Genomic DNA, 21,344 nt, shown 5'->3' with positions numbered 1-21,344 from the left:
CCACTTGTGCGGACCCGTCACCGATCGGTGATACCCGCTTCCGGGTCCATCGGGCCATACGGCAAGATCTGGGGATGTTGCACTTCCCCACCCCCGCTTCCCCCGGTGGACGTGCCGCCGACGCCCCCACCGGACGGAACCTGCGGCTGCTGCCCAAGGCGCATCTGCATTTGCACTTCACCGGTTCGATGCGCCCCGGCACGCTCATCGAACTGGCCGACAAATACGGCGTCCATCTTCCGGATGCTCTCAGCGGCGGTGAGCCGCCCAGATTGCGCGCGACCGACGAGCGCGGCTGGTTCCGTTTCCAGCGGCTGTACGACATCGCGCGCTCGTGCCTGAGAACGCCGGAGGACATCCAGCGGCTGGTGCGGGAGGCGGCCGAGGAGGACGTGCGGGACGGGTCTCGATGGCTGGAGATCCAGGTCGATCCGACCTCGTACGCGCCACGGCTCGGTGGTCTGATCCCGGCCCTGGAGATCATTTTGGACGCGGTGGACAGCGCCTCCCGGGAGACGGGCCTCAGCATGCGGGTCCTGGTGGCCGCGAACCGCATGAAGCACCCGCTGGACGCTCGTACCCTGGCCCGGCTCGCGGTGCGCTACGCGGACCGGGGCGTCGTCGGTTTCGGGCTGTCCAACGACGAACGGCGCGGCTTCGCCCGCGACTTCGACCGGGCGTTCGCCATCGCCCGTGACGGCGGCCTGCTGGCCGCCCCGCACGGCGGCGAGCTGGCCGGGCCTGGCAGCGTGCGGGACTGCCTGGACGACCTGCACGCGGCGCGCGTAGGCCATGGCGTACGGGCCGCCGAGGACCCGCGACTGCTACAGCGCCTCGCCGACCGGCAGGTGACCTGCGAGGTGTGCCCGGCGTCCAATGTGGCGCTCGGGGTGTACGAGAAGGCCGCGGACGTGCCGCTGCGGGCGCTGTTCGATGCGGGGGTGCCGATGGCGCTCGGCGCGGACGATCCGCTGCTGTTCGGCTCCCGGCTGGCGGCCCAGTACGAACTGGTTCGCCAACATCACGGCTTCACCGATCCGGAACTGGCCGAGTTGGCCCGCCAGTCGATCCGCGGCTCGGCGGCACCAGCGGGTGTGCGAGACGGGCTGATCGCGGAGATCGACGCCTGGCTGGCGGCTTGACTCACGCCGTATCGGCTCATGCCCTCACCCCGCGCAGCCCCACCCCTACAGCTCGACTCCCACCGTCACCGGCTCGTTGACCAGCGTGATTCCAAAGGCGGCGCGCACCCCGGCCACCACCTCGCGGGCCAGTGCGAGCAGGTCATCGGTGGTGGCTGCGCCTCGGTTGGTCAGTGCCAGGGTGTGCTTGGTGGAGATGCGGGCCGGGCCTTGCCCATAGCCCTTGGTGAAGCCCGCCTTGTCGATCAGCCATGCAGCGGACGTCTTGGTCAGCCCTTCACCCGCCGGATAGGCGGGCGGCAACACATCCGGACCCAGCCGCTCCGCTACCCGCGTCAGGAAGGTCGCGTACTCGGCATCGGTGAGGATCGGGTTGGTGAAGAACGACCCTGCCGACCAGGTGTCATGGTCCTCCGGGTCGAGCACCATGCCCTTGCCCGCCCGCAGCCGCAACACGGTCTCCCGGGCCGTGCCGATCGGCACCCGGTCCCCGGCCTCGACGCCGAGCACCCGCGCCGTCTCGGCGTACTTCACTGGCGCGGACAGCCCGCCCGCGTCCTCCAGTGCGAACCGCACGCGCAGCACCACATGGCGGTTCGGGTGCTGTTTGAAGCGGCTGTGCCGGTAAGAGAAGCCGCAATCCGCGTTCGCAAGGGTCACGACCTCGTCGGTGTGCCGGTCATAGGCGACGACCTCGGTGATGACCGAGGAGACCTCTTGCCCGTACGCGCCCACGTTCTGGATGGGCGTGGCGCCCGCCGAGCCGGGGATGCCCGCCAGGCACTCGATGCCGGCCAGCCCCGCTTCGACCGTGCGGGCCACGGCGTCGGACCAGTTCTCGCCCGCCGCGAGCTCCAACTGGACGCCGCCGGCGGCCGTGGGCTCGGCGGCGAGAGCGAACCCGGAGGTGGCGATGCGCAGCGCGGTGCCGTCGAAGCCCTTGTCGGAGATGACCAGGTTGCTGCCGCCGCCGATGACCAGCAGCGGCGTGCCGGCGGCGTCGGCGGCGCGGACGGCGGTGATCACCTCGTCGTCGGTGGCGGCCGTGATCAGCCGGGTGGCGGGGCCCCCGAGTCGGAAGGTGGTCAGCGGGGCGAGGGGCGCGTCGTGGAGTTCCTGCACAGGCCCAAGCGTACGGAACGCCTACGACACTCCCCGGCGGCGGGCGCCGGGGCGGGCCACGGCGGCCCGCGCTCGTTCGCCGCCTCGGGGCGGGCCAGCCGTCGAGACCGGTCGGCCCTGCCGGCCCGCCCCAGACCCGTACCGCCCGCCCCCAGACCCGTACCGCCCGCCCCGAGGCACGTGCCCGCGCTCACCCCCGTACCGGCGGCTTCGCAGCCTCCTGTGTCGTCCGCACCCCCGCACCCACCATGGGCACGTCCATCGCGTCCAACGGGTACGTTGCGTCCACCGCATCCACCGCATCCACCAACACGGTCTCCGTGGCAGGTCGCCGGCGCGGTGCGAGCATCACCAGGCATGCCGCGGCGGCCAGCGCCGCGGCCCCCACCCACAACGCGGGCACCAGGCCATCAGTGAACTCCCGTGGCGACCCGTAGCCGCCTCGCGCGCTGAAGACCGAGGCGAGGAGGGCGACCCCCAGCGTGCCGCCGATCTCGCGCAGCGCGTTGCTCGCGCCCGAGGCGATGCCCTGCTCGGCCGGGCGTACGGAGTTCATCACCAGGGCCGAGACGGGCGCGAAGAAGAGCGCCATGCCCACGCCGCTGATCGCGAAGGGCAGGATTTGCGCCGCGTACGCGAGGCCCGGCTCGGCGACGACGGCCAACCAGCCGATGCCCGTGGCCATGAGCACGAGCCCGGTGGCGACGATGAAACGGCCGTCGATCCGATCCGCGAGGACACCGGCGATGGGCGCGACGACCATCGGCATCGCGGTCCACGGCAACATGCGCAGCCCCGCCTCCAGTGGCGAGTAGCCCTGGATGAGTTGCAGGAACTGGGTGAGGAGGAAGATCGAACCGAACATCCCGAGGTACATCAGCAGCCCCGCGGCGTTGACGGTGCTGAACGTCCGGGACCGGAACAGTCGCATCGGCAGCATCGGTGCGGCTGTGCGTAGCTCCCAGCGTACGAAGGCGACCAGCAGCACGCCCCCGACCGCGAACCCAGTCAACACCTGCGCGCTGGCCCAGCCATCGATATTGCCCTGAATCAGGGCAAAGGTGATGCCCAACAGGCCGAGACTGGCCAGCACGGTGCCAACGACGTCGAGCGAATCGGCCGGGCCCCGGCTCTCGGTGAGTAGCAGTCGGGCGAGGGGCAGCAAGACGATACCGATGGGCACGTTCAGCCAGAAGATCCACTGCCAGGAAATGTGTTCCACAACGACGCCGCCGATCAGCGGTCCGCAGGCGACGGCGAGGCCATTGACCGCGCCCCAGATGCCGAAGGCGGTCCCTCGCCGCTCCGCCGGGACGGCGGCGGTCAGCAGCGTCAGGCTGAGGGGCATCAGCAACGCCGCGCCGGCGCCCTGTACGGCGCGGGCGCCGATCAACACGCCTATGTCGGAGGAGAGGGCCGCCGCGGCCGATGAGGCGGTGAAGACGGCGATGCCGACGAGGAACAGACGCCGGCGCCCGAAGCGGTCACCGAGCGCGGCGCCGAGCATCAGCAGCACGGCGAAGGTGAGCGTGTACGCGCTGACGGTCCATTCCAGCTCCTCGATCCCGCCCCCGAGGTCCTTGCCGATGTCGGGTATGGCGGTGATGACGATGAGGTTGTCCAGCGCCGCCATGAACCCGGCGAGGCTGGTGATGACCAGGGTCCACACGGCGGCGGCCAGGGTTGGCGGCCGGTCTTCACGTACCATCGAGACTCCTAGGTTAGTGATTGATTACTAAGTTTCTGGGGCGTACGTCTGCGCGGCACGCGATCGAGACCCACGCCGGGCATAGGTGGGTCAGGGTCATTGATGGGAAGTCGCGAGCGCTTCGGGCTGCTTTGAGCCCACTAGCCTCGCTCAACCGGAGGCGGACCGGGATCAGGCGCCATCGGCCGGAGAACCGGGCGGACCGCCCACGACCTCACTCGCCGTCCGCGTCGCGGCCTTCTTGCTGTACTCGTCAAAGGTCGCCCAGCACCGGTCGTCGCCGGGGATACCCAGAGTGACCAGGACGTTGATGAGCAGCCCGCGGGAGAAGAACTGCTCCAGCTCCTCCCCGGACGCACCACTCAACACGCGGACCGTCTCCCATACCTCCTGCCAGCCCTGCCGCACGTACGCCAGAAGTTCCTCGTCATCCACGCCGCCCGCCGTGACGTAGAGCTGCATCTGCATCAGCAGCAGCTCCCGATCGACGATGAGCGCGGAGTACGCGCCCCCCATCGCCTCCAGCGCCGCCTCGCCGTGCAGGCCATCTGCGGCTCGTACGAAGGTCTCGGTCGTCCGGGCGAAGCAGTGCGCGGCGGCGGCCTGAAAGAGGGCCTTCTTGTTGGGGAAGAGCCGGAAGAGGTACGGCTGGGACACGCCAACGCGCCGGGCGATGACCTCGGTGGAGGTGCCGTGATACCCGCCCTTGGAGAACTCCGACATCGCCGCACGGACCGCGAGGGACCGCCGCTCGTCCGCGCTCATTCGGGGTGTGGAGTGCGCCATGGGAGGTAAGTTATTACTCAATAACCTACGCAGTCAAGTGTGCTGGCCTCGTAGCGACAGCGAAAACGCACTGCCACCCCGGCTCCGCGGAGCACGCGCCCCGGCGTGCAGCGCAGCCAGTCGGCTCTCGCCAGCAGCAGCCGCCGGCAGGGCGCGACCCGGTCCCCGCATCCAGCACCGCCTACGCAGGCGGTCCAGCCGGCGCAACAGCAGCCCTGCGCGCCCCGCGCGGGCGGGGTTGCAGCGGTCCTGCGCAACGGCTCAGTACGGCGCCTCCACGCGGCATCTCAGCGCGACGGCTTTAGCGCAACGACTTCGACGCAACGACTTCGGCGCAAGCACTCAGCCGAGCCGGACGACCGCGCGGGAGCGGCCAAGCACCTTTTGATCGCTACTGACCGCCGTGAGGTCGATCTGTACCGTACGCGCCTCGTCGTCAAGCTTGGCGCTCACTCGGGCGCTGACCTCGATGAGCGCGCCCTTGTCGTCGTTCGGCACGACAACGGGCTTGGTGAACCGCACCCCGTACTCCGCGACCGCCCCCGGGTCACCGACCCAGTCGGTCACGACGCGGATCGCCACGGCCATGGTGAACATGCCGTGTGCGATGACGTCGGGCAGCCCAACCTCTTTGGCGAACTTCTCATTCCAGTGAATGGGATTGAAGTCGCCGGAAGCACCCGCGTACCGCACAAGCGTCTCGCGGGTCACCGGAAAGGTCTGGGCGGGCAGTTCGGTGCCGACCTCGATATCGTCGTACGAAATCTTCGCTGCCATCTGTCTCACTTCCCGTCAGCGCCACGGGCCACGAGCATCGTGCGCGCGGTCACCACGAGTTCGCCGCTCTTATCGTGCACATCACCGCGCACGACCAGGATGTCGTTACCCGCCATGGACCTCACCGACTCAATGGTGGATGTGACCGATAGGCAATCGCCCGCCTGAACAGGTCGAGCGTACGTAAAACCTTGATCGCCGTGTACGACCCGGCTGTAGTCGAGACCGAGTTGCGGATCATGGATCACCTGACCCGCCGCGCGATAGGAGATGGAGAACACAAAGGTCGGTGGGGCGATCACATCCGGATATCCGAGTGCACGCGCGACCTCGGGATCGGTGTAGACACCATTGGTCTCACCGATCGCCTCGGCGAACTCTCGGATCTTCTCCCGGCCCACCTCGTACGGCTCGGTGGGCGGATAGGTCCGTCCGACGTACGTCTCGTCGAGCGGCATCGCTCGCACCTCCTGCGACAGTCGTGATCATTACGTAGAACGCCGCGAGGCCGCTCCCCAGCTGGGAGCGGCCTCGCGAACGAGCCTGAAATTATCGCGTCTCGCGGTGCGCGGTGTGCGAGTTGCAACGAGGGCAGTGCTTCTTCATCTCAAGACGGTCCGGGTTGTTACGCCGGTTCTTCTTGGTGATGTAGTTCCGCTCCTTGCACTCCACGCAGGCCAGCGTGATCTTCGGGCGGACGTCGGTGGCAGCCACGTGAGTGCTCCTTGAACGTGGGGCCGCCCCAGGGGAGTCAGCCCGCGGGGACGGATGGATGAACGCAGAAAAGAGTAGCCGATCGAAGGACCGACCCCACAATCGGCTACTGTCAGTAGCGGTGACCGGACTTGAACCGGTGACACAGCGATTATGAGCCGCTTGCTCTACCGACTGAGCTACACCGCTGTGATGCGAGGGGCACCTATCCGGCAAAACCCGGATAGGCAACCTCACACATCAGAGCCCCAATACGGAATCGAACCGTAGACCTTCTCCTTACCATGGAGACGCTCTGCCGACTGAGCTATTGGGGCGAGCGATGAAGACATTACACGCTCTGCGGCCGATCGTGAAATCCGTATCCGCCGCCTCGTGACGGGCCGTGAGCGCCTACGGCACCACACCGGTACGACTATTCGGCTCCTCCTCGAAGCCGCCCCAGACGCGCCCTAGGCTCGGAACGCGCTGAGTGATCTTGGCGTGACGCGCCCCCGCGCGCCCTCGCACGCCCCTTCGCCCGCGCTGGCTCCCGCCCGGAGCCCAGCACCCGCCCTCACCCGCAGCGTCGGTCCCGCCCATGGACCATCCAGCCACCGGCCGTCGCGGGCCAGGCCTCCCCCAACCCGCACTTCTCGCCACTCCAGGAGCGCGATGCCCGACAGCCAGCCGCAGCAGCCCCCCAGGAACGACGGCGCGGCCCCCGACGCGACCGTGCTGCTGCTCAGCGGCGCCCGGCTCGCGGACGGGCGCGCCGTCGATGTGCGGCTCAGCGGCGGTCGCGTCGATGCGGTGGGCACCGCGGGCAGCCTCGCCCCCGGCGCCCGCGTCGATCTCAGCGGCTACCTCCTGCTGCCCGCCCCGGCCGAACCGCACGGGCACACCGACACAGCCCTCACCGCAGAGGTGGACGGCCCTGTTGCGTACGCCCCCGAAGACGTCCAGCGGCGCACCACCGAGGCCGCCCTCCTCCAACTCGGCCATGGTGCGACGGCGCTACGCACCCATGTGCGCATCGGTGACGTGCTGGGCCTTGGCGCCCTGGAGGCCGTGCTGCTCGCCCGCAGGACGCTGGGCGGCCTCATCGACCTGTCGGCCGTCGCCATGCCGCACGCCCTGACCGGCGTCGCGGGGGCGGACGGCCTGGCGATGCTGCGGGACGCGGTGAAGATGGGCGCCTCCGCCATCGGCGGCTGCCCCGACCTCGACCCCGACCCGACCGGCTACGTGGAGGCCGTGCTCGCCATCGCCGCCGAACACGGCTGCGCCGTCGATCTGCACCTTGACGGCGACGACCCGGCGCTGCTCGCCCGGTTTGCGGCGATGGCCGGCGGGCTGCGGACCAGCGTCATGCTCGGCCCGTGCGGCGGCCTCGCCCAGCTGCCGAGGCAACTCGCCCTCCGCGCCGCCGACCAGCTCGCCGCGGCCGGAATCACCGTGGGCTGTCTGCCACAGGCGGAGTGCGGCGCGTTGGAGGAAAGGCGCGCGCCCGTCTCACCCTGTGCGCCGGTGCGGCTGCTGCGCGCCGCGGGCGTACGCATCGCCGCGGGCAGCGGCGCCCTACGCGATACGGCCAACCCTGTCGGCCGCGGCGATCCGTTGGAGGCCGCGTTCCTACTCGCCTCGCGCGAGGGGCTCACGCCAAAGGAGGCGTACGAGGCCGTCAGCAGCCAAGCCCGGGCAGCGATGGGCCTGCCCGAGGTGCGCGTGGAGGCGGGGTTTCCGGCAGAGCTGTTGGCCGTACGGGGGGAGAGCCTCGCCGGCATGCTCTCCCTCGCGTACAGCCGAGTCGTCGTCCACCGGGGCCGGATCGTGGCGCGTACCAGCGCGGTCCGCGAGTATTGCGACTCGGCGGCCGTGGTCGCGCTCGACCTGCCCCGCCAGTCACGTACAGCACAGGACGACAACCGTCAGCCCCCACGAGGCTGAGCCGACCCGCCAGCGGGGCGACCGGCCAGCAGGGGGATGGGCCACGGCAGGGCGGCTGGTAGCCGCCGAGCACGGGCTACGGCAGCCGAGGCCAGCCCGGGCTGCCGGCAGCCGAGCCCGCGGCCCCGGCTGGCCACCAGGGCCCGAGCTTGCCGGTGGTTAGCCGAGGTCGGCGAAGCTGTCGCTTTCGGTGCTGCCGTCTGACTGATCACCGAAGGCACCATCGGTGCCGTCCGCCATGGCGTCCTGGCCCAGGCCGCCCGGCATCAGGGACCCGATACCCGTCATCAGGTCCTTGAGGTCGATCTTGGTGGCGTCGGACGGGGCGTCAACGCTGTCAGGCTCGCCGAACGCCAGCTCCACCGGCAGCTTCCCATCGCCGTGGGCCGCCAGCTTCTTCTGAAGCTTCTTGTCGAACTGGGCCACATCCACCGTGGCACCGCTGAGTTGGCCGTGCTTCAGCGCGAAGTCCACGGTGACCTTGTCGTTCGGGAGCTCTTGCAGATCCTTGGCGGTGGGCAGGTCCTTGGCGCCGCCCGGCAGCTCCCTGGCGATCGGCCGCAGACCATTGACAATGGCCGTCACCAGCGGCCGTACCGGCGCCGTGGCAAGGACGTGGTCCGCGCCGTCCTTGCGCCCAGCCTCCTTGGTGGTGACCTGGCCGGCAAACGCGTTTTGGATGGACAGGAGCAGCTTCTTGCTGGTCTCCGCGCTCAGCGTGGGATCACCGCTGGGTCCGTCCTCGTCCGCCTGCGCTCCCATGTCGCGCTGGAGCGACTCCAGATCCGCCATGTCGATCTTGACCCACTTGCCGGCGAGAATCGCCTCAGCAGCCTTGAACCCCTTCGGGAGCTCGCTCTTTATCTCGTCCAGCGGCGGCATGGCCTCACCGCTGAGCTTGGCGAACTGCTCCAGATCCAGCCGGTAGTACGCGGTCTTGTCCACCAGTCGGTACTCGATGAGGTCGCCGTCCGGCCCGGACACCTTGAGCTGGCTGCCCGTCAGGTCCTTCTCGTCCGAGGACTCCAGCGACTTCTTGGACTGCGCGGAGAACGTCACCTTCATCTTCGATACGAATTCAGCGGCCTCCGGCGGCATCGGGTCATCCGACCCTTCCGAAAGAGCGAGCAACTGCTCGGGGGTGGCGCCGAAGGACATCTGTACGGATATCGAGTCCCCCTCGCCGAGATTGTCGGTGGCACGCGAAAGGCGCTGCCCGGCGGAGAGGTTCTCCTCGGTACCGCAGGCAGTGGAACCGGCTGCGAGCACGACAGTGCAGCCGACGGCGACCAGGGACTTACGGATGACGGTAATGGCAGGCTCCTCTTGCGCGGTGGCGCGAGCGAGGCACTCCTCCCCCGCGCTTCCCTCTTGACCATGTGCGGTTCTCACACGGATCACGATGTGCCCCCGACCAGCGAGCCGGCGCACGATAGCGCCACCACGCGCCCGCCGAGGGACATCTGACGCATGAATGGTACGTAAGAGCGGTGGCCATGGCTTCCCTAAATGGCCACCTCGCACCCGCGCGCCCAGGTATGGGCGCGCTGTCACGCATCTGTAGCGCCGTGCCGTGCGCCCCCGGTGCTCACCAGTACCTGCCGTACGCCTCTTCGGCACAGCAGGCTGGTCGGAGACCGCCTCGTCAAAGGCTGAATAAAAGACGCGTGAGTGGCAGTGATGGTTGCGTGATGCTTCGGCGTACGGTCGGAAGTATGCGCATTGTTATCGCTGGTGGACATGGTCAGATCGCGCTTCGGCTGGAGCGGTTGCTCGCCGGGCGCGGGGATGAGGTTGCGGGCATCGTTCGCAAACCGGAGCAGGCAGGGGACCTGTTGGCGGCGGGCGCCGAACCGGTCGTGTGCGACCTGGAGCAGGCGTCGGTGGAAGAGGTGGCCCAGCATATGCAGGGCGCGGACGCGGCGGTCTTCGCGGCGGGCGCAGGTCCGGGAAGCGGCACTGACCGAAAGCAGACGGTGGACCACGCGGCGGCCGTCCTGTTCGCGGACGCGGCCGTGAGCGCCGGGGTACGCCGCTTCCTCGTCGTCTCCTCGATGGGCGCCGATCAAGAGCCCACGGCGGACACGGACCCGGTCTTCGCGGCGTACCAGCGCGCGAAGGGCGCGGCGGACACGGACGTACGCTCCCGCACCGCCCTCGACTGGACCATCCTCCGCCCGGGCCGCCTGACGGACGACCCTGGTACGGGTCTAATCACCCTCGCCGAATCCACGGGCCGCGGCGAGGTCACCCGCCAGGACGTGGCTGCGGTCCTGGCCACCCTCCTGAACGAGCCGGGCACCGCGGGCCTGACGTTGGAGCTGATCGGCGGCACAACACCGATCGCGGAGGCGGTGCAGGCGGCAGCGAACGGCTGAGCTACGAGTTCTGGGCGATGGGGTTCCTGGCGGGGAGGCAACGGGTCCGTCAGCGGGCGTCAGGGACACCCGGCTCAATGACCATCAACAATGGCAACGGTGGGCTAAGCGAGTAGGCCATCGCGCTCTGTGCGCTCTCTTCCTCAGCGGCTACCACCTACACCGCCGGTCGCCCTCACATCGGCACCGAAGCGTCAGGACCACGACACCGCTTCGGCGGCGGTTAACCGCTGGTAGAGCACGGCTCACGCCGAGCCGAAGCGAGACAGCCCCACCCACCACCCCACCCCAACAAAACGACCCCCAACCTGCTTCTCAGCAGGTCAGGGGCCGTATCCCAATGCGTGGCGGCGCCAGGATTCGAACCTGGGTAGGCTAAGCCGACGGATTTACAGTCCGCTCCCATTGGCCGCTCGGGCACACCGCCTGGGATGTGACCAGGAAATCCGCTCCCTGTTTGGAGCTCCCTGGCAACGACGTAAACCCTACCCGATGTCAGGGGGTGGTTCGCCACCGGGTTGATCGCCGTGGGAGTACGGCCGGGGTAGCTAGGCTGGCAGCACGGTCCACTGGACCGCCCCCCTGACGGATCTACGTACGAGGAGCCAACTCAATATGGCCGACTCCAGTTTCGACATCGTCTCGAAGGTCGAGCGGCAGGAGGTCGATAACGCCCTCAATCAGGCTGCCAAGGAGATCTCACAGCGCTATGACTTCAAGGGTGTGGACGCCTCGATCGCCTGGTCGGGTGAGAAGATCGAGATGCGCGCCAACGCTGAGGAGCGGGTAAAGGCTGTCCTTGACATCTTCGAGACGAAGCTGGTCAAGCGTGGGATCTCGCTGAAGGCGCTGGACGCTGGCGAGCCGCAGGCGTCCGGCAAGGAGTACAAGATCACCGCCTCGCTGGAGGAGGGGATCTCGCAGGACAACGCGAAGAAGGTCGCCAAGATCGTCCGCGATGAGGGCCCAAAGGGCGTCAAGGCGCAGGTCCAGGGCGATGAGCTGCGGGTCTCCTCCAAGAGCCGCGACGACCTACAGACCGTCCAGGCTCTACTCAAGGGCAAGGATCTCGACTTCGCTCTACAGTTCGTGAACTACCGGTAACCACCGTTGGGCTGTCGCCTGCCGGGCCTGCCGGCGACAGCCCAACGCCGTCGCGCGGTGCGGTTTCCGCCGGCCACACCGGCTGTGCGGTGCCCGGGCCTTCTGCGGGGCTCCTCGCGGCAAAGGAAGCACCTTCGCGCGATACACCTGGGCCGTGACCCTCCTCCGGGCCGGGTAGGCCAGACCTTAGCGCCGCGCGCTCCACGGTTCGGGCCGTGCACCGGGGACGAACTCGTTGTCAGTGCCATCGCTTAGCGTACGTGTCATGGCCTTGAGGGAGATCACGCGCGTGGAGGTGCTCCGCGCCATCGAGGAGTACGACCGGCTCGGCCGGGACGTCTTTTTGTTGGCGCAGGGCTTCGGGGAGGCTCGCCGTTTCCGGCTGTCGTACCAAGGCAGGCTCTACGACTCCAAGGCGATCGTCGGAGCGGCGCATGGGTACCTGCCGGGCCAGTCGGCCCTGGTTGCGCGGGATTTCTCCGGTGGCGTGGCCACCGTCGTCGCACTACTGCGGCGACTTGGGTTCACCGTGATCGACGCGAAGGCCACCGAAGGTGACGGAAGCGCTGGACACCCGGAGTACACCGCGTTCGAGGCAGCCATAGCCGATCTGAGGATGCGGGCGACTCGGCAGGGCCCTGCGCTCCACCAGCCGATCTTGCTGCTCTGGGCCATTGGGCGGGCCCGACGTGGTGATGCACGGTTGACCCCGTGGAGCACGACCGAACGCGAGGTCGGAAAGCTGCTGTCCCGGCACGGGGCGCGTGGAGAGCGACCGCGCCCCGACTACCCCGCCGCCGCCCTCCACCGCGCGGGCCTATGGGAAATGCGCGATCACGGCGGCCCGGCGCCCAGCGCGGACGGTGATCGCGACCTCGCCAGGTGGTTCGACGCCCAGCAGCCGCGTACTGGTCTGCCGCTACCGGTGTACGAGACGATGCGCGACTCCCCGCCCGATCGCGCCCGCTCCGTTGGCACGCTGCTGAGGTACTTCGTCGGTGTGGACCAACCGGCCGTTTTCGCCTTCCTGTCTGAGGTGGGCCTCGGGCAGGAAGGCGGTGTTCCCGCCAGTTCGGCTGGTCCGGTCGCCTTGGAGGGCGCCGAGACCGCGTATGCCGACGCCGTGCGGACGGCGGCGCGGTACGAGCAGTTGTGCCGGTCGGTCGAACGTGGGGAAGTGGCCCGACACGGCCGGCGGGTGCCGCGGCAGACCCAGGAGTTGCTGCGCTCCGCCCCCGCTCGGGAGGCTGTGCTGATACGCAGCGCTGACCGCTGTGAGAACCCGCGTTGCTGCGGCCAACCCGATGATCGAACGGACAATGGCGACCCCATACTTGAGGTCGATCACGTACAGGAGCTCGCCCTGGGTGGACGCGACCATCCCTCGCAGATGATCGCTCTGTGCCCCAACTGCCATGCGGTCAAAACGCGAGGACGCACCCGAGAGACGTTCCGCGCGGAGCTGCTCTCGGTCGCCGAGCGGTTGCACTACGCCATGTGTCACGCCCGAGGCCCGGAGTTCAGTACGTAGCGCCTGAGGGGTTGGGCGCCGCAGTAGGGGGTGGCTTAGCGCGTCGCGAACGGCTGGTTGGTGGGGACGATCTCGCGGCCCAGTGGCATCAGCGAGACCGGGATCAGCTTGAAGTTGGCGATGCCGAGGGGGATGCCGATGATCGTGATGCAGAGCAACAGGCCGGTGATGATATGGCCGAGCGCCAGCCACCAGCCGGCTAGGACGAGCCACAGGACATTGCCGATGCAGGACGGGGCGCCCGCGTCACGTCGTTCGACCGCCATGTAGCCGAACGGCCACAGCGCAAAGCGGGCGATACGGAAGGACGCTATACCGAAGGGGATGCCGATGATCGTAATGCAGAGAACGAGGCCGGCCAGTACATAAGCGCAGGCCAGCCAGAAGCCGGACAGGAACAGCCAGATGATGTTCAAAATCGTCTTCATCAGGTCAGTGTCCCGCCATCTTTTCGAGGCGGCTGATGCGCTCCGCCATGGGTGGGTGTGTCGAGAACAGTTTCGCCATGCCCACGCCCGGGCGGAAGGGGTTGGCGATCATCATGTGGCTCGCCGTCTCCAGCCGTGGCTCCGGCGGCAGCGGCAACGCCTTCGTGCCGGCTTCGAGCTTTCGCAGGGCGCTGGCGAGGGCCAGCGGGTCGCCGGTGAGTTGTGCGCCCGACGCGTCCGCCTCGTACTCACGGGACCGGCTCACGGCGAGTTGGATGACGGATGCGGCCAGCGGGCCCAAGAGCATGATCAGCAGCATGCCGAGGAAGCCGGGGCCGTCGTCGTCATCTGACCGGCCTATGGGGATCAGCCAGGCGAAGTTGACCAAGAACATCACCACGCTCGCCAGCGCGCCCGCGACGGACGAGATGAGGATGTCGCGGTTGTAGACGTGACTCAGTTCATGGCCGATGACACCGCGCAGTTCGCGTTCGTTCAGCAGCCGGAGGATGCCGTCGGTGCAGCACACGGCCGCGTTGCGCGGGTTGCGCCCGGTGGCGAAGGCGTTCGGGGCATCGGTCGGCGAAAGGTACAGCCGGGGCATCGGCTGGCGCGCGGCCGTGGAGAGCTCGCGGACCATGCGGTAGAGCTGTGGCGCCTCGAACTCGCTGACCGGGCGGGCTCGCATCGCGCGGAGCGCCAGCTTGTCGCTGTTCCAGTAGGCGTACGCGTTGGTGCCCAGGGCGACGACCACGGCGATGATCAGTCCCGTACTGCCGAACATCCCACCGATGGCGATGATGAGTGCGGACAGCCCTCCGAGGAGTACGGCGGTCTTGAGCCCATTGTGCCGGCGGTGCACGGTACGCCCTCCAAGCAGTACGGCAGGGGAACCCTTTCGTGGTTTCTCCAGCTTCCAGTGGACCCTCCATCACTGGTCAACGCCAGATGAGGGGTCCTAGTTCCCTTGTGCCCGGCCGGCGGGCGCTGGCCCGTTCGAGGAGAACCGAGGGCGAGGCGTACGGCATGGGCGTACGGTCCGGCGCGCTGGCGCGCCCTCGTACGGCAGCGATGAGCCCCGCTGCGGGTCGGCGACAAGCCCGCCACCGACCCGCGCACCGGCCCCGGAGCGGCTCGCTTAGAACCCCTGGAACTTCTAGAACAGCGTGCCGGACGCGAAACGTAGGACGAGTTGTGGGGCTCCGGACAGGGCGACCGCGATGGCGGCTGTCAGGGCGACCGTTGCGGCCAGTGGGGCCGGGACTCGGGGGCGTACGGCATCCGTCGCGCTTTCGCCGGTGCGCGCGCCCCGGTGCGCGGCCTGATGTGCTGCCGTGCCGGGCGTCCCTGACGCCAATGTGCCGACGTCCACTCGGGGCCCCGGCGCGGTGCCAGAGACCACCTGGGCCTCCGGGACCGCCGCCGATACCGGTACGGGTTCGCCCGCGGCCGACGCCTCGCCAGCGGACGAGGGAGCGGCCGAAGCGGCGGTTGGGACAGTGGCTGGAACAGCGGTCGGCGCGCGGAAGAGGGCTGCCGTCCACTGGAGGTAGTAGTAGAGCGCGATCACGACATTGACCGCCATGACGACCGCGAGCCAGCCGAGGCCCGCGTCCACCACCGCGGAGAAGACGGTGACCTTGGCGAACAAGCCGATCACACCCGGCGGCAGCCCGGCCAGGCAGAGCAGGAAGAAGCCGAGCGAGAGGGCGGCGAGCGGGTGGGTGGCGTACAGGGCGCGGTGGTCGGTGAGGCGGTGACCGGCACCGTCGTTCGACCGCTGGGCCGGCTCGGCCGTCTCCGTTGCGTGTGCCGGCTGAGCCGTTTGGCCCGTTTGTGCTGCCTGCGCTGTGTGTGTCGTGTGTGTCGCTTGTGCTGACTGAACCGGCTGGGCCGTCTGTGTCGTCTGGGCCACGAGCGCTACTACGGCGAACGCCCCGAGGTTTACCGCCGCGTACATCAGCGCATAGGCGACCGTCGCGCCGATTGCGTGCTCCGCTTCGGCGGTGGAATCGGCGTACCCCGCCGCCGCGATGGGGACCAGTAGATAGCCCGCTTGACCAACTGAGGACCAGGCCAGGAGGCGTACGGCGCTGTGTGCGCGGTCGGGGCGCTGGCGCAGTGCTGCCACATTGCCCACGGTCATGGTGAGTGCGGCGAGCGCCGCCATAGCGGGGCCCCAGACGTCCGCGTACGACGGGAAGGCACGTACGGTCACCACGATCAGACCGGTGAAGCCAACCGCCTTGCCGATCACGGAGAGGTACGCGGCGACCGGCAGCGGCGCGCCGACATACGTGTCCGGTACCCAGAAGTGGAACGGCACCGCCGCCGTCTTGAAGGCGAAGCCGATCAAGGTGAGTGCGACGCCTGCCTGTGCGAGGGTCTCCAGGCGGGAATCGACGTGTGTCAGGCCATCGGCGATCTCGGCGACGTGCATGCTGCCGGTGGTGGCGTACACGAAGCTCACGCCCAGCAGCGTGACGGCGGTCGCGGCGACCGATGACAGGAAGAACTTCAGCGCCGCCTCGGCGGCAAGCCGGTCGCCGCGGCGCAGGCCGACGAGCGCGAAGGCCGGCAGCGAGGCAACCTCAAGGGCGATGACCAGCGTCGCCAGGTCACGGGAGGCGGGCAAAAGCGCGGCGCCCGCGGCGGATGACAGCAGCAGGAACCAATACTCCCCCGCCGGAAGCTTCAGTTCCGCGACGGCGTGCACGGACAGCAAGGCCGTCAGCAGCGCGCCACCGAGCACGAGGAGCTGAATGACGATGGTGAAGTCGTCGGCGACGTAGCTGCACACATTTCCGTCTGAGACTAGGCAAAACGTCGTCCGATCGCCGTCGCGTAGAGGCAGCAGAGACAGCCCGGCGATGGCGAGTCCGGCCACCGAGACCCAGCCGAGCAGCGGCTTGTGCCGTTCGGCCAAAAACAGGTCGGCGACCAGGACGACGAGCCCGAGGACGGCGGTGATGGTCGGCGGGGCAATGGCCAGCCAGTCGATGGACTGGACGGCGCTCGCGGCGATGGTGTTCATCAGCTCCCGCCTCCGAGAAGGTGCTGCACGGCCGGGTCGGTCAGCCCCAGTAGAACCGCGGGCCACAGCCCGGCGATGACCGTGAGGGCGACGAGCGGCGCCCACGCGGCCAGTTCGTACCCCCGTACGTCCGCAATCGCGCCGTCACTGCCTGCACCGCCCCCACTGCCTGCACCGCTGTCACTGCCGTCAGTGCTGTCACTGCTGTCACTGCCTGCGCTGCCGTTACTGCGCCGGCTGTCCGCGCTGCTCGTCTGTTCCGTGCCGGCCAGGTCGCCCGCGGCCGTGGCACCGGTGGCTCCGGCCGCCGCTCCGACCGCCACCGGAACGGCCGCGCCCGCGGTACGCGCCGCGCCGTAACCGCCCGCGTCGGGCTCGCCCATGCACACGCGCCGCACCACCACCAGCATGTACGCGGCCGTCAGCAGGGTGCCGACGCCGGCGAGTGCGAGGAAGGTGAGGTAGGCGGGGCGGCTGAGCCCGGCTGCGGGTTCGTACGCGCCGAACATGGCCAGCATCTCGCCCCAAAATCCGGCGAGGCCCGGCAGGCCGAGCGAGGCGACGGCGGCGAAGACCACCAGGCCGCCCAGCCGCGGGGCCCTGCCGTACAGCGCGGCGCCGGACGCTCGCGCGCCGCCGGCCAGGTAGTTGAGATCCGTGCTGCCGAAGCGCTCCTTGAGGGCTCCGACCAGGAAGAACAGCAGGCCGGTGATGAGGCCGTGGGCGATGTTGGCGAAGAGTGCGCCGTTGATGCCGGTGGGCGTGAGGGTGGAGATGCCCAGCAGGACGAAGCCCATGTGACCGACCGACGAGTACGCGATGAGCCGCTTGAGGTCGGCCTTCCTGCCCGTGGGAGCCAGCGTCGCGCCGGGTCCGACCTCGGCGCGCTGATCGGATGAGGGGAGGGCCAGCGCCAGGCAGGCCAGCGAACCGTAGATGATCCCCACAACCGCGAACGCCGCGAGGTACGGGGCGAAGGTGTGGGCGCCGTCTGGGGCGATCGGCAGCACGATACGGACGAAGCCGTACGTGCCCATCTTCAGCAGTACGCCCGCAAGGAGCACGGAACCTACGGTCGGCGCGGCGGTGTGCGCGTCCGGGAGCCAGCTGTGGAGCGGCCACATCGGGGCCTTGACGGCGAGGCCGATGCCGATCGCGAGGACGGCGATGAGCTGCGTGGTGTGGCTGAGCCCGGCGCCATTGTCAGAGGCGAGTGCCACCATGTCGAAGGTGCCGCCCTTGAGCCCGATGAGGAGGAGGCCGAGCAGCATGACGACGGAGCCGAGCAGCGTGTAAAGGATGAACTGCCAGGCGGCGCGCTCGCGCCCGCTGCCGGACTGGTCGCCGGCGCTGGCGTCAGAGTGAGCGACGGATTGGGCGGCGGTGCTAGCGGCGTCGATCTCGGTAGCGGGGGTGTTTGTGGCAGCGGTGGCGGTGGCTGGCGCCGTGCGGGCGAAGTCGCCGGCCCGTGCAGGGCCTTCCTGGCCGCCCCAGCGGGCGATCAGGAAGTACATCGGGATGAGCACCATCTCGAACGCCAGGAAGAACAAGATCAGGTCGAGGACGGCGAAGGTGGCGAGGGTGCCGGCTTCCAGGACGAGCAGCAGCGCGACGAATGCCATCGGAGAGGGGCCCGCGGGCATCTTGAAGTAGCTGTAGAGCGCGCAGAGGAAGGTGAGGAGCGCGGTCATGACGAGCAGCGGGAGCGAGATGCCGTCGATGCCCAGATGGATACGAATATCCAGCGCTGGAATCCATCTGATGTCGGTGGTCGCCTGCATCGATTCGGGGCTGTCGTGGTCGAAGCCAGCCGCGAGGGCGATCGCCAGCGCGAGTACCAGCCCGGTGACGGTGACGCCATGCCGCAGCACCGCCTGCTCGGGGTCGCGGCCACGCAGCCCGGGCGGGGCGGGCAGCAGCGCGGCGACGGCGCCGATCAGGGGGAGGACGACGATGGCCGCGAGGAGGAGTTGCATCACGTTCTGACTCACCTCAAGGGCTCCTCGGGTTGTCGGCCACGTGATGGACGGGCCAGGTCATGGTGGATGGGCGGCCCGGTGTTGCTGTGTGCCCGGCCGCATCAGGGCCCGAACGTCGTCCTGCCGTGCCTCGGCGTGGGCTGGGGTGGGCCATGCCGGGGCGGGCGTCGGGGGGTCGGTCAGCGGGCGCGGAAGACGACAGCTCAGTGCGCTGTACGGGCAGCGGTGGAAGCACGGTTCAGCCTCCCGTCGCGGTGAGGACAACGGCGACGGCGAGGACCAGCGAACCGGCCAGCAGCGCGCTCAGGTACGTCTGGACGTTGCCGGTCTGCGTCTTGCGTACGACCGTGCCAAGGAGGCGAGGTGCGGCGCCGGCGCCCTTGACGTACGCGTCGATGACCTCGCGGTCCAGGAAGCGTACGAGTCGGGCGGCGGCTTGTACCGGGCGGACGAACAGGGTCGCGTAGACGGCGTCCAAGTGGAAGCCGACTGCCGCGTGTCGGTGCAGCGGGCCGAGCAGCAGTCGGCCTGGGTCGGCCGGGTCGGGCGCGGAGGCGATGCTGCCGTAGGCGGGCTCGTGGCTGGCGATGGCCTCGGCCTCGGAGACGGCAGGTTCGGCTTGCGGGTGGGCCGCGACGGCGCCGAGCGGTGGCCGGCCGGCGAGTGCGGTGGTGTGCCGCCATGTTGCGTACGTCATCAACCCGCCGACCAGGGCGAAGCCCGTACCGAGGATGGAAGTGGCGAGGGTGGGATCGAGCGAGTGATCGTCGAACCAGCCGGGGAGGTGGCCCACGGTCACCCCGAGCCCGGCTGCCGGAATGAACAGGACCCACAACACGGCGTTCATGACGAGCGGCTGCTGACCGTGGTCGGGTGCCTCGGTGCCGCTGCCGCGGAAGGCGAGGAGCCACAGCCGGGTGGCGTAGCCCGCGGTGAGGAGGGCGGTGATCAGACCGGCGATCAGCACGATCCAGCCGACCGCGCCGGGGACGTCGTAGGCGTGCTCGGTGGCGCCGTGCCCGGTGGCGACGGATTCGGCCGCGCCGAGCACGGCCTCCTTGGAGAAGAAGCCGGCGAACGGCGGGATCGCGGCGAGGGCTAGCAGCGCCACGCTCATCGTCCAGTACGCGTCGGGGATACGTCGCGCTAGGCCGCTCATCCGGGACATGGCGGCGAGTGAATTGGTGCCGGCTGCGTGGATGATGACGCCCGCGCCGAGGAAGAGGAGGGCCTTGAACGCGCCATGTGCCATCAGGTGGAAGACGGCCGCGCCTCGATCGCCAACGGCCAGCGCGCCGGTCATGTAGCCGAGTTGCCCGATGGTCGAGTAGGCCAGGACACGTTTGATGTCGTCCTGCGCGAGCGCGGCGAGCGCGGAGCCCACCATGGTGATGGCGGCCATGACGGCGAGCGTCGCCAGCGCGACGGCTGAGGCGGCGAAGACGGGCAGCAGTCGGGCGATGAAGTAGACACCGGCCGCAACCATCGTCGCGGCGTGGATCAGCGCGGAGACCGGGGTCGGGCCGGCCATCGCGTCCGGCAACCAGGTATGCAGCGGGAACTGTGCCGACTTGCCCGCCACTCCGGCGAGCAGCAGTAGGGCGATGGCGGTCGGATGGTCGAGCTCGAAGCCGCTTCCGGGGTGCCCGGAGCCACTGGCGGTCAGGCCGGTGTAAATCTCGCTGATCCGAAACGTTCCAGCATCGGCCGCAAGCGCGAAGATACCGATCAAAAACGGTACGTCGCCCAACTTGGTGATCAGAAACGCCTTCAGCGATGCGGAGCGCGCCGCGGCCGTCTCCCAGTAATGCCCGACCAGGAAGTACGAGCAGATGCCCATGACCTCCCAGCCGACGAGCAGCACGATCAGGTCGTCGGAGTAGACGACGAGCAGCATCGCGGAGGTGAAGAGCGAGACGAGTGCGGCGTACGAGGGGTAGCGCGCATCGTCGCGTAGATAGCCGGTCGAGTAGATCTGTACGCAGGTGGCGACGGTTCCGACCAAGATGGCGACGAGGGCGGCGAAGCCGTCGATGTGCAGCGCGAGGTCGATCGGGATCGACCCGGTGTCGGTGAACTTGGTTGCCGCCTGAACCGGCGCGTCGCCGCCCTGCCGTACGGCGACGACGACGGCCAGCACCGCGGCGGCCACCGTGGGCAGCACGGCGAGCGGCCGTACGAACCCGGGGGCCCGCCGGCCGCACAGCAGCCCCGCGATGGCGCCGATGAAGGGCAGCAGGGGGACGAGGACGGCGATGGTCGTGGTCGTCACGCGGCGGCCTCTCCGCTGGTCAGACGCTTGCCATCGGCGGGGCCAGCGGCATTGTCAGTGGTGGCTGTCATGCTGTCGGCAGTGGGTGGGACGTCGGCGAGATCGCGGAGCTTATCGACGTCGGATGTGCCGCGGTTGCGGTACACGAGCAGCACGATGGCGAGGCCGATGCCGATCTCGGCGGCGGCGATGGCAATGGTGAAGAGGGTGAGCGCCTGGCCCGCGTGCAGGGTGTCGCGGAGCCAGACGTCGAAGGCGACGAGGTTGAGGTTGACGGCGTTGAGCATCAGCTCAACGGACATCAGGACGAGGATCGCATTGCGCCGGGCGAGCACGCCGTACAGCCCGACGCAGAAGAGGAGGGCAGCGAGCACAGCGGGATAGACGAGATGCATCAGCTAGTGCCCTCCCTAGGGGTGCCTTCGTCGGTGCCGTCACCG

The 21,344-nt window shown here is 69.0% G+C and carries 18 protein-coding genes and 3 tRNA genes; 5 read left to right on the top strand and 16 right to left on the bottom strand.

Translation table 11 applies throughout. The features are described 5' to 3' along the window. Positions 1 to 74: 74 nt before the first annotated feature. Complete coding sequence (locus FHS42_RS24915; RefSeq protein ID WP_184575643.1) at positions 75 to 1,142, top strand: adenosine deaminase; 1,068 nt, start codon at positions 75 to 77, stop codon at positions 1,140 to 1,142. Positions 1,143 to 1,187: 45 nt separating this feature from the next. Here FHS42_RS24915 and FHS42_RS24910 read toward each other — a convergent pair whose 3' ends face one another. The 8 genes from FHS42_RS24910 to FHS42_RS24875 all read right to left on the bottom strand — a co-directional run bounded on the left by FHS42_RS24910 (position 1,188) and on the right by FHS42_RS24875 (position 6,566). Beyond that, positions 1,188 to 2,264 (bottom strand): UDP-N-acetylmuramate dehydrogenase, encoded by a 1,077-nt coding sequence (locus FHS42_RS24910; RefSeq protein ID WP_184575641.1) that lies wholly within the window; start codon positions 2,262 to 2,264, stop codon positions 1,188 to 1,190. A gap of 190 nt (positions 2,265 to 2,454) precedes the next feature. Continuing rightward, positions 2,455 to 3,972, bottom strand: coding sequence for a DHA2 family efflux MFS transporter permease subunit (locus tag FHS42_RS24905; RefSeq protein ID WP_184575640.1), 1,518 nt, complete (start codon positions 3,970 to 3,972; stop codon positions 2,455 to 2,457). Between the two features lie 171 nt (positions 3,973 to 4,143). Further along, a complete protein-coding gene (locus FHS42_RS24900; protein WP_246495363.1) occupies positions 4,144 to 4,758 on the bottom strand; it encodes a TetR/AcrR family transcriptional regulator in 615 nt (204 codons plus the stop codon). A gap of 342 nt (positions 4,759 to 5,100) precedes the next feature. Continuing rightward, complete coding sequence (locus FHS42_RS24895; protein WP_184575638.1) at positions 5,101 to 5,535, bottom strand: MaoC family dehydratase; 435 nt, start codon at positions 5,533 to 5,535, stop codon at positions 5,101 to 5,103. Between the two features lie 5 nt (positions 5,536 to 5,540). Next, a complete protein-coding gene (locus FHS42_RS24890) occupies positions 5,541 to 5,993 on the bottom strand; it encodes a MaoC family dehydratase N-terminal domain-containing protein (RefSeq protein WP_184575636.1) in 453 nt (150 codons plus the stop codon). Positions 5,994 to 6,084: 91 nt separating this feature from the next. After that, the gene (rpmG, locus tag FHS42_RS38715) at positions 6,085 to 6,249 is read right to left on the bottom strand and encodes a 50S ribosomal protein L33 (protein ID WP_003956487.1); all 165 of its coding nucleotides are present in this window, start codon (positions 6,247 to 6,249) and stop codon (positions 6,085 to 6,087) included. 116 nt (positions 6,250 to 6,365) lie between these two features. Next, a tRNA-Met gene (locus FHS42_RS24880) sits at positions 6,366 to 6,438 on the bottom strand. 55 nt (positions 6,439 to 6,493) lie between these two features. Then, positions 6,494 to 6,566, bottom strand: a tRNA-Thr gene (locus FHS42_RS24875). Positions 6,567 to 6,903: 337 nt separating this feature from the next. On the opposite strand from FHS42_RS24875, the gene FHS42_RS24870 reads away from it, so the two are divergent. Further along, on the top strand, positions 6,904 to 8,178 hold the full coding sequence (locus tag FHS42_RS24870; protein ID WP_184575634.1) for an amidohydrolase family protein: 1,275 nt from the start codon (positions 6,904 to 6,906) through the stop codon (positions 8,176 to 8,178). A gap of 159 nt (positions 8,179 to 8,337) precedes the next feature. Here the strand turns inward: FHS42_RS24870 and FHS42_RS24865 are convergent, their stop codons facing one another. After that, positions 8,338 to 9,570 (bottom strand): hypothetical protein, encoded by a 1,233-nt coding sequence (locus tag FHS42_RS24865; protein WP_184575632.1) that lies wholly within the window; start codon positions 9,568 to 9,570, stop codon positions 8,338 to 8,340. A gap of 323 nt (positions 9,571 to 9,893) precedes the next feature. On the opposite strand from FHS42_RS24865, the gene FHS42_RS24860 reads away from it, so the two are divergent. After that, positions 9,894 to 10,556, top strand: a complete 663-nt coding sequence (locus FHS42_RS24860; protein WP_184575630.1) for an NAD(P)H-binding protein — start codon at positions 9,894 to 9,896, stop codon at positions 10,554 to 10,556. Positions 10,557 to 10,901: 345 nt separating this feature from the next. Here FHS42_RS24860 and FHS42_RS24855 read toward each other — a convergent pair. After that, positions 10,902 to 10,983, bottom strand: a tRNA-Tyr gene (locus FHS42_RS24855). Positions 10,984 to 11,171: 188 nt separating this feature from the next. Between FHS42_RS24855 and FHS42_RS24850 the strand changes: the two genes are divergently transcribed. Next, positions 11,172 to 11,660 carry a YajQ family cyclic di-GMP-binding protein gene (locus tag FHS42_RS24850; RefSeq protein ID WP_184575628.1) on the top strand — a complete coding sequence of 163 codons (489 nt, stop codon included), beginning with the start codon at positions 11,172 to 11,174 and terminating at the stop codon, positions 11,658 to 11,660. A gap of 265 nt (positions 11,661 to 11,925) precedes the next feature. After that, positions 11,926 to 13,191, top strand: a complete 1,266-nt coding sequence (locus tag FHS42_RS38290; RefSeq protein ID WP_281392857.1) for a phosphorothioated DNA-binding restriction endonuclease family protein — start codon at positions 11,926 to 11,928, stop codon at positions 13,189 to 13,191. 35 nt (positions 13,192 to 13,226) lie between these two features. Here the strand turns inward: FHS42_RS38290 and FHS42_RS24840 are convergent, their stop codons facing one another. From FHS42_RS24840 to nuoK, 6 genes are all read right to left on the bottom strand, one after another. Further along, entirely contained in the window at positions 13,227 to 13,619 is a 393-nt protein-coding gene (locus FHS42_RS24840) for a YccF domain-containing protein (RefSeq protein WP_184575626.1), read from the bottom strand. Positions 13,620 to 13,623: 4 nt separating this feature from the next. Further along, positions 13,624 to 14,481 carry a zinc metalloprotease HtpX gene (htpX, locus tag FHS42_RS24835; RefSeq protein WP_184575624.1) on the bottom strand — a complete coding sequence of 286 codons (858 nt, stop codon included), beginning with the start codon at positions 14,479 to 14,481 and terminating at the stop codon, positions 13,624 to 13,626. 294 nt (positions 14,482 to 14,775) lie between these two features. Next, on the bottom strand, positions 14,776 to 16,653 hold the full coding sequence (locus tag FHS42_RS24830) for an NADH-quinone oxidoreductase subunit N (protein WP_184575622.1): 1,878 nt from the start codon (positions 16,651 to 16,653) through the stop codon (positions 14,776 to 14,778). Next, on the bottom strand, positions 16,653 to 18,629 hold the full coding sequence (locus FHS42_RS24825; RefSeq protein WP_246495381.1) for a complex I subunit 4 family protein: 1,977 nt from the start codon (positions 18,627 to 18,629) through the stop codon (positions 16,653 to 16,655). Before FHS42_RS24825 ends, FHS42_RS24830 begins: the two co-directional genes overlap by 1 nt. Before the next feature lie 241 nt (positions 18,630 to 18,870). Further along, positions 18,871 to 20,904, bottom strand: coding sequence for an NADH-quinone oxidoreductase subunit 5 family protein (locus FHS42_RS24820; protein ID WP_184575618.1), 2,034 nt, complete (start codon positions 20,902 to 20,904; stop codon positions 18,871 to 18,873). Beyond that, positions 20,901 to 21,299, bottom strand: coding sequence for an NADH-quinone oxidoreductase subunit NuoK (nuoK, locus tag FHS42_RS24815; RefSeq protein ID WP_184575617.1), 399 nt, complete (start codon positions 21,297 to 21,299; stop codon positions 20,901 to 20,903). The genes FHS42_RS24820 and nuoK overlap by 4 nt, the downstream gene beginning before the upstream one ends. Positions 21,300 to 21,344 lie beyond the last annotated feature (45 nt).

The sequence above is a fragment of the Streptomyces zagrosensis genome (assembly GCF_014203645.1).
GTDB classification, from domain to species: Bacteria; Actinomycetota; Actinomycetes; order Streptomycetales; family Streptomycetaceae; genus Streptomyces; species Streptomyces zagrosensis.
The sequence above is the reverse complement of the archived record's forward strand: the minus strand, read 5'-3'. Positions and strand labels throughout refer to the sequence as shown.

Coding starts and splice junctions, on each gene's coding strand:
- FHS42_RS24915 (WP_184575643.1), top strand. CDS start 75: ATGTTGCACTTCCCCACCCCCGCTTCCCCCGGTGGACGTGCCGCCGAC.
- FHS42_RS24905 (WP_184575640.1), bottom strand. CDS start 3,972: ATGGTACGTGAAGACCGGCCGCCAACCCTGGCCGCCGCCGTGTGGACC.
- FHS42_RS24900 (WP_246495363.1), bottom strand. CDS start 4,758: ATGGCGCACTCCACACCCCGAATGAGCGCGGACGAGCGGCGGTCCCTC.
- FHS42_RS24895 (WP_184575638.1), bottom strand. CDS start 5,535: ATGGCAGCGAAGATTTCGTACGACGATATCGAGGTCGGCACCGAACTG.
- FHS42_RS24890 (WP_184575636.1), bottom strand. CDS start 5,993: ATGCCGCTCGACGAGACGTACGTCGGACGGACCTATCCGCCCACCGAG.
- FHS42_RS24870 (WP_184575634.1), top strand. CDS start 6,904: ATGCCCGACAGCCAGCCGCAGCAGCCCCCCAGGAACGACGGCGCGGCC.
- FHS42_RS24860 (WP_184575630.1), top strand. CDS start 9,894: ATGCGCATTGTTATCGCTGGTGGACATGGTCAGATCGCGCTTCGGCTG.
- FHS42_RS24850 (WP_184575628.1), top strand. CDS start 11,172: ATGGCCGACTCCAGTTTCGACATCGTCTCGAAGGTCGAGCGGCAGGAG.
- FHS42_RS38290 (WP_281392857.1), top strand. CDS start 11,926: ATGGCCTTGAGGGAGATCACGCGCGTGGAGGTGCTCCGCGCCATCGAG.
- FHS42_RS24840 (WP_184575626.1), bottom strand. CDS start 13,619: ATGAAGACGATTTTGAACATCATCTGGCTGTTCCTGTCCGGCTTCTGG.
- FHS42_RS24830 (WP_184575622.1), bottom strand. CDS start 16,653: ATGAACACCATCGCCGCGAGCGCCGTCCAGTCCATCGACTGGCTGGCC.
- FHS42_RS24825 (WP_246495381.1), bottom strand. CDS start 18,629: ATGCAACTCCTCCTCGCGGCCATCGTCGTCCTCCCCCTGATCGGCGCC.
- nuoK (WP_184575617.1), bottom strand. CDS start 21,299: ATGCATCTCGTCTATCCCGCTGTGCTCGCTGCCCTCCTCTTCTGCGTC.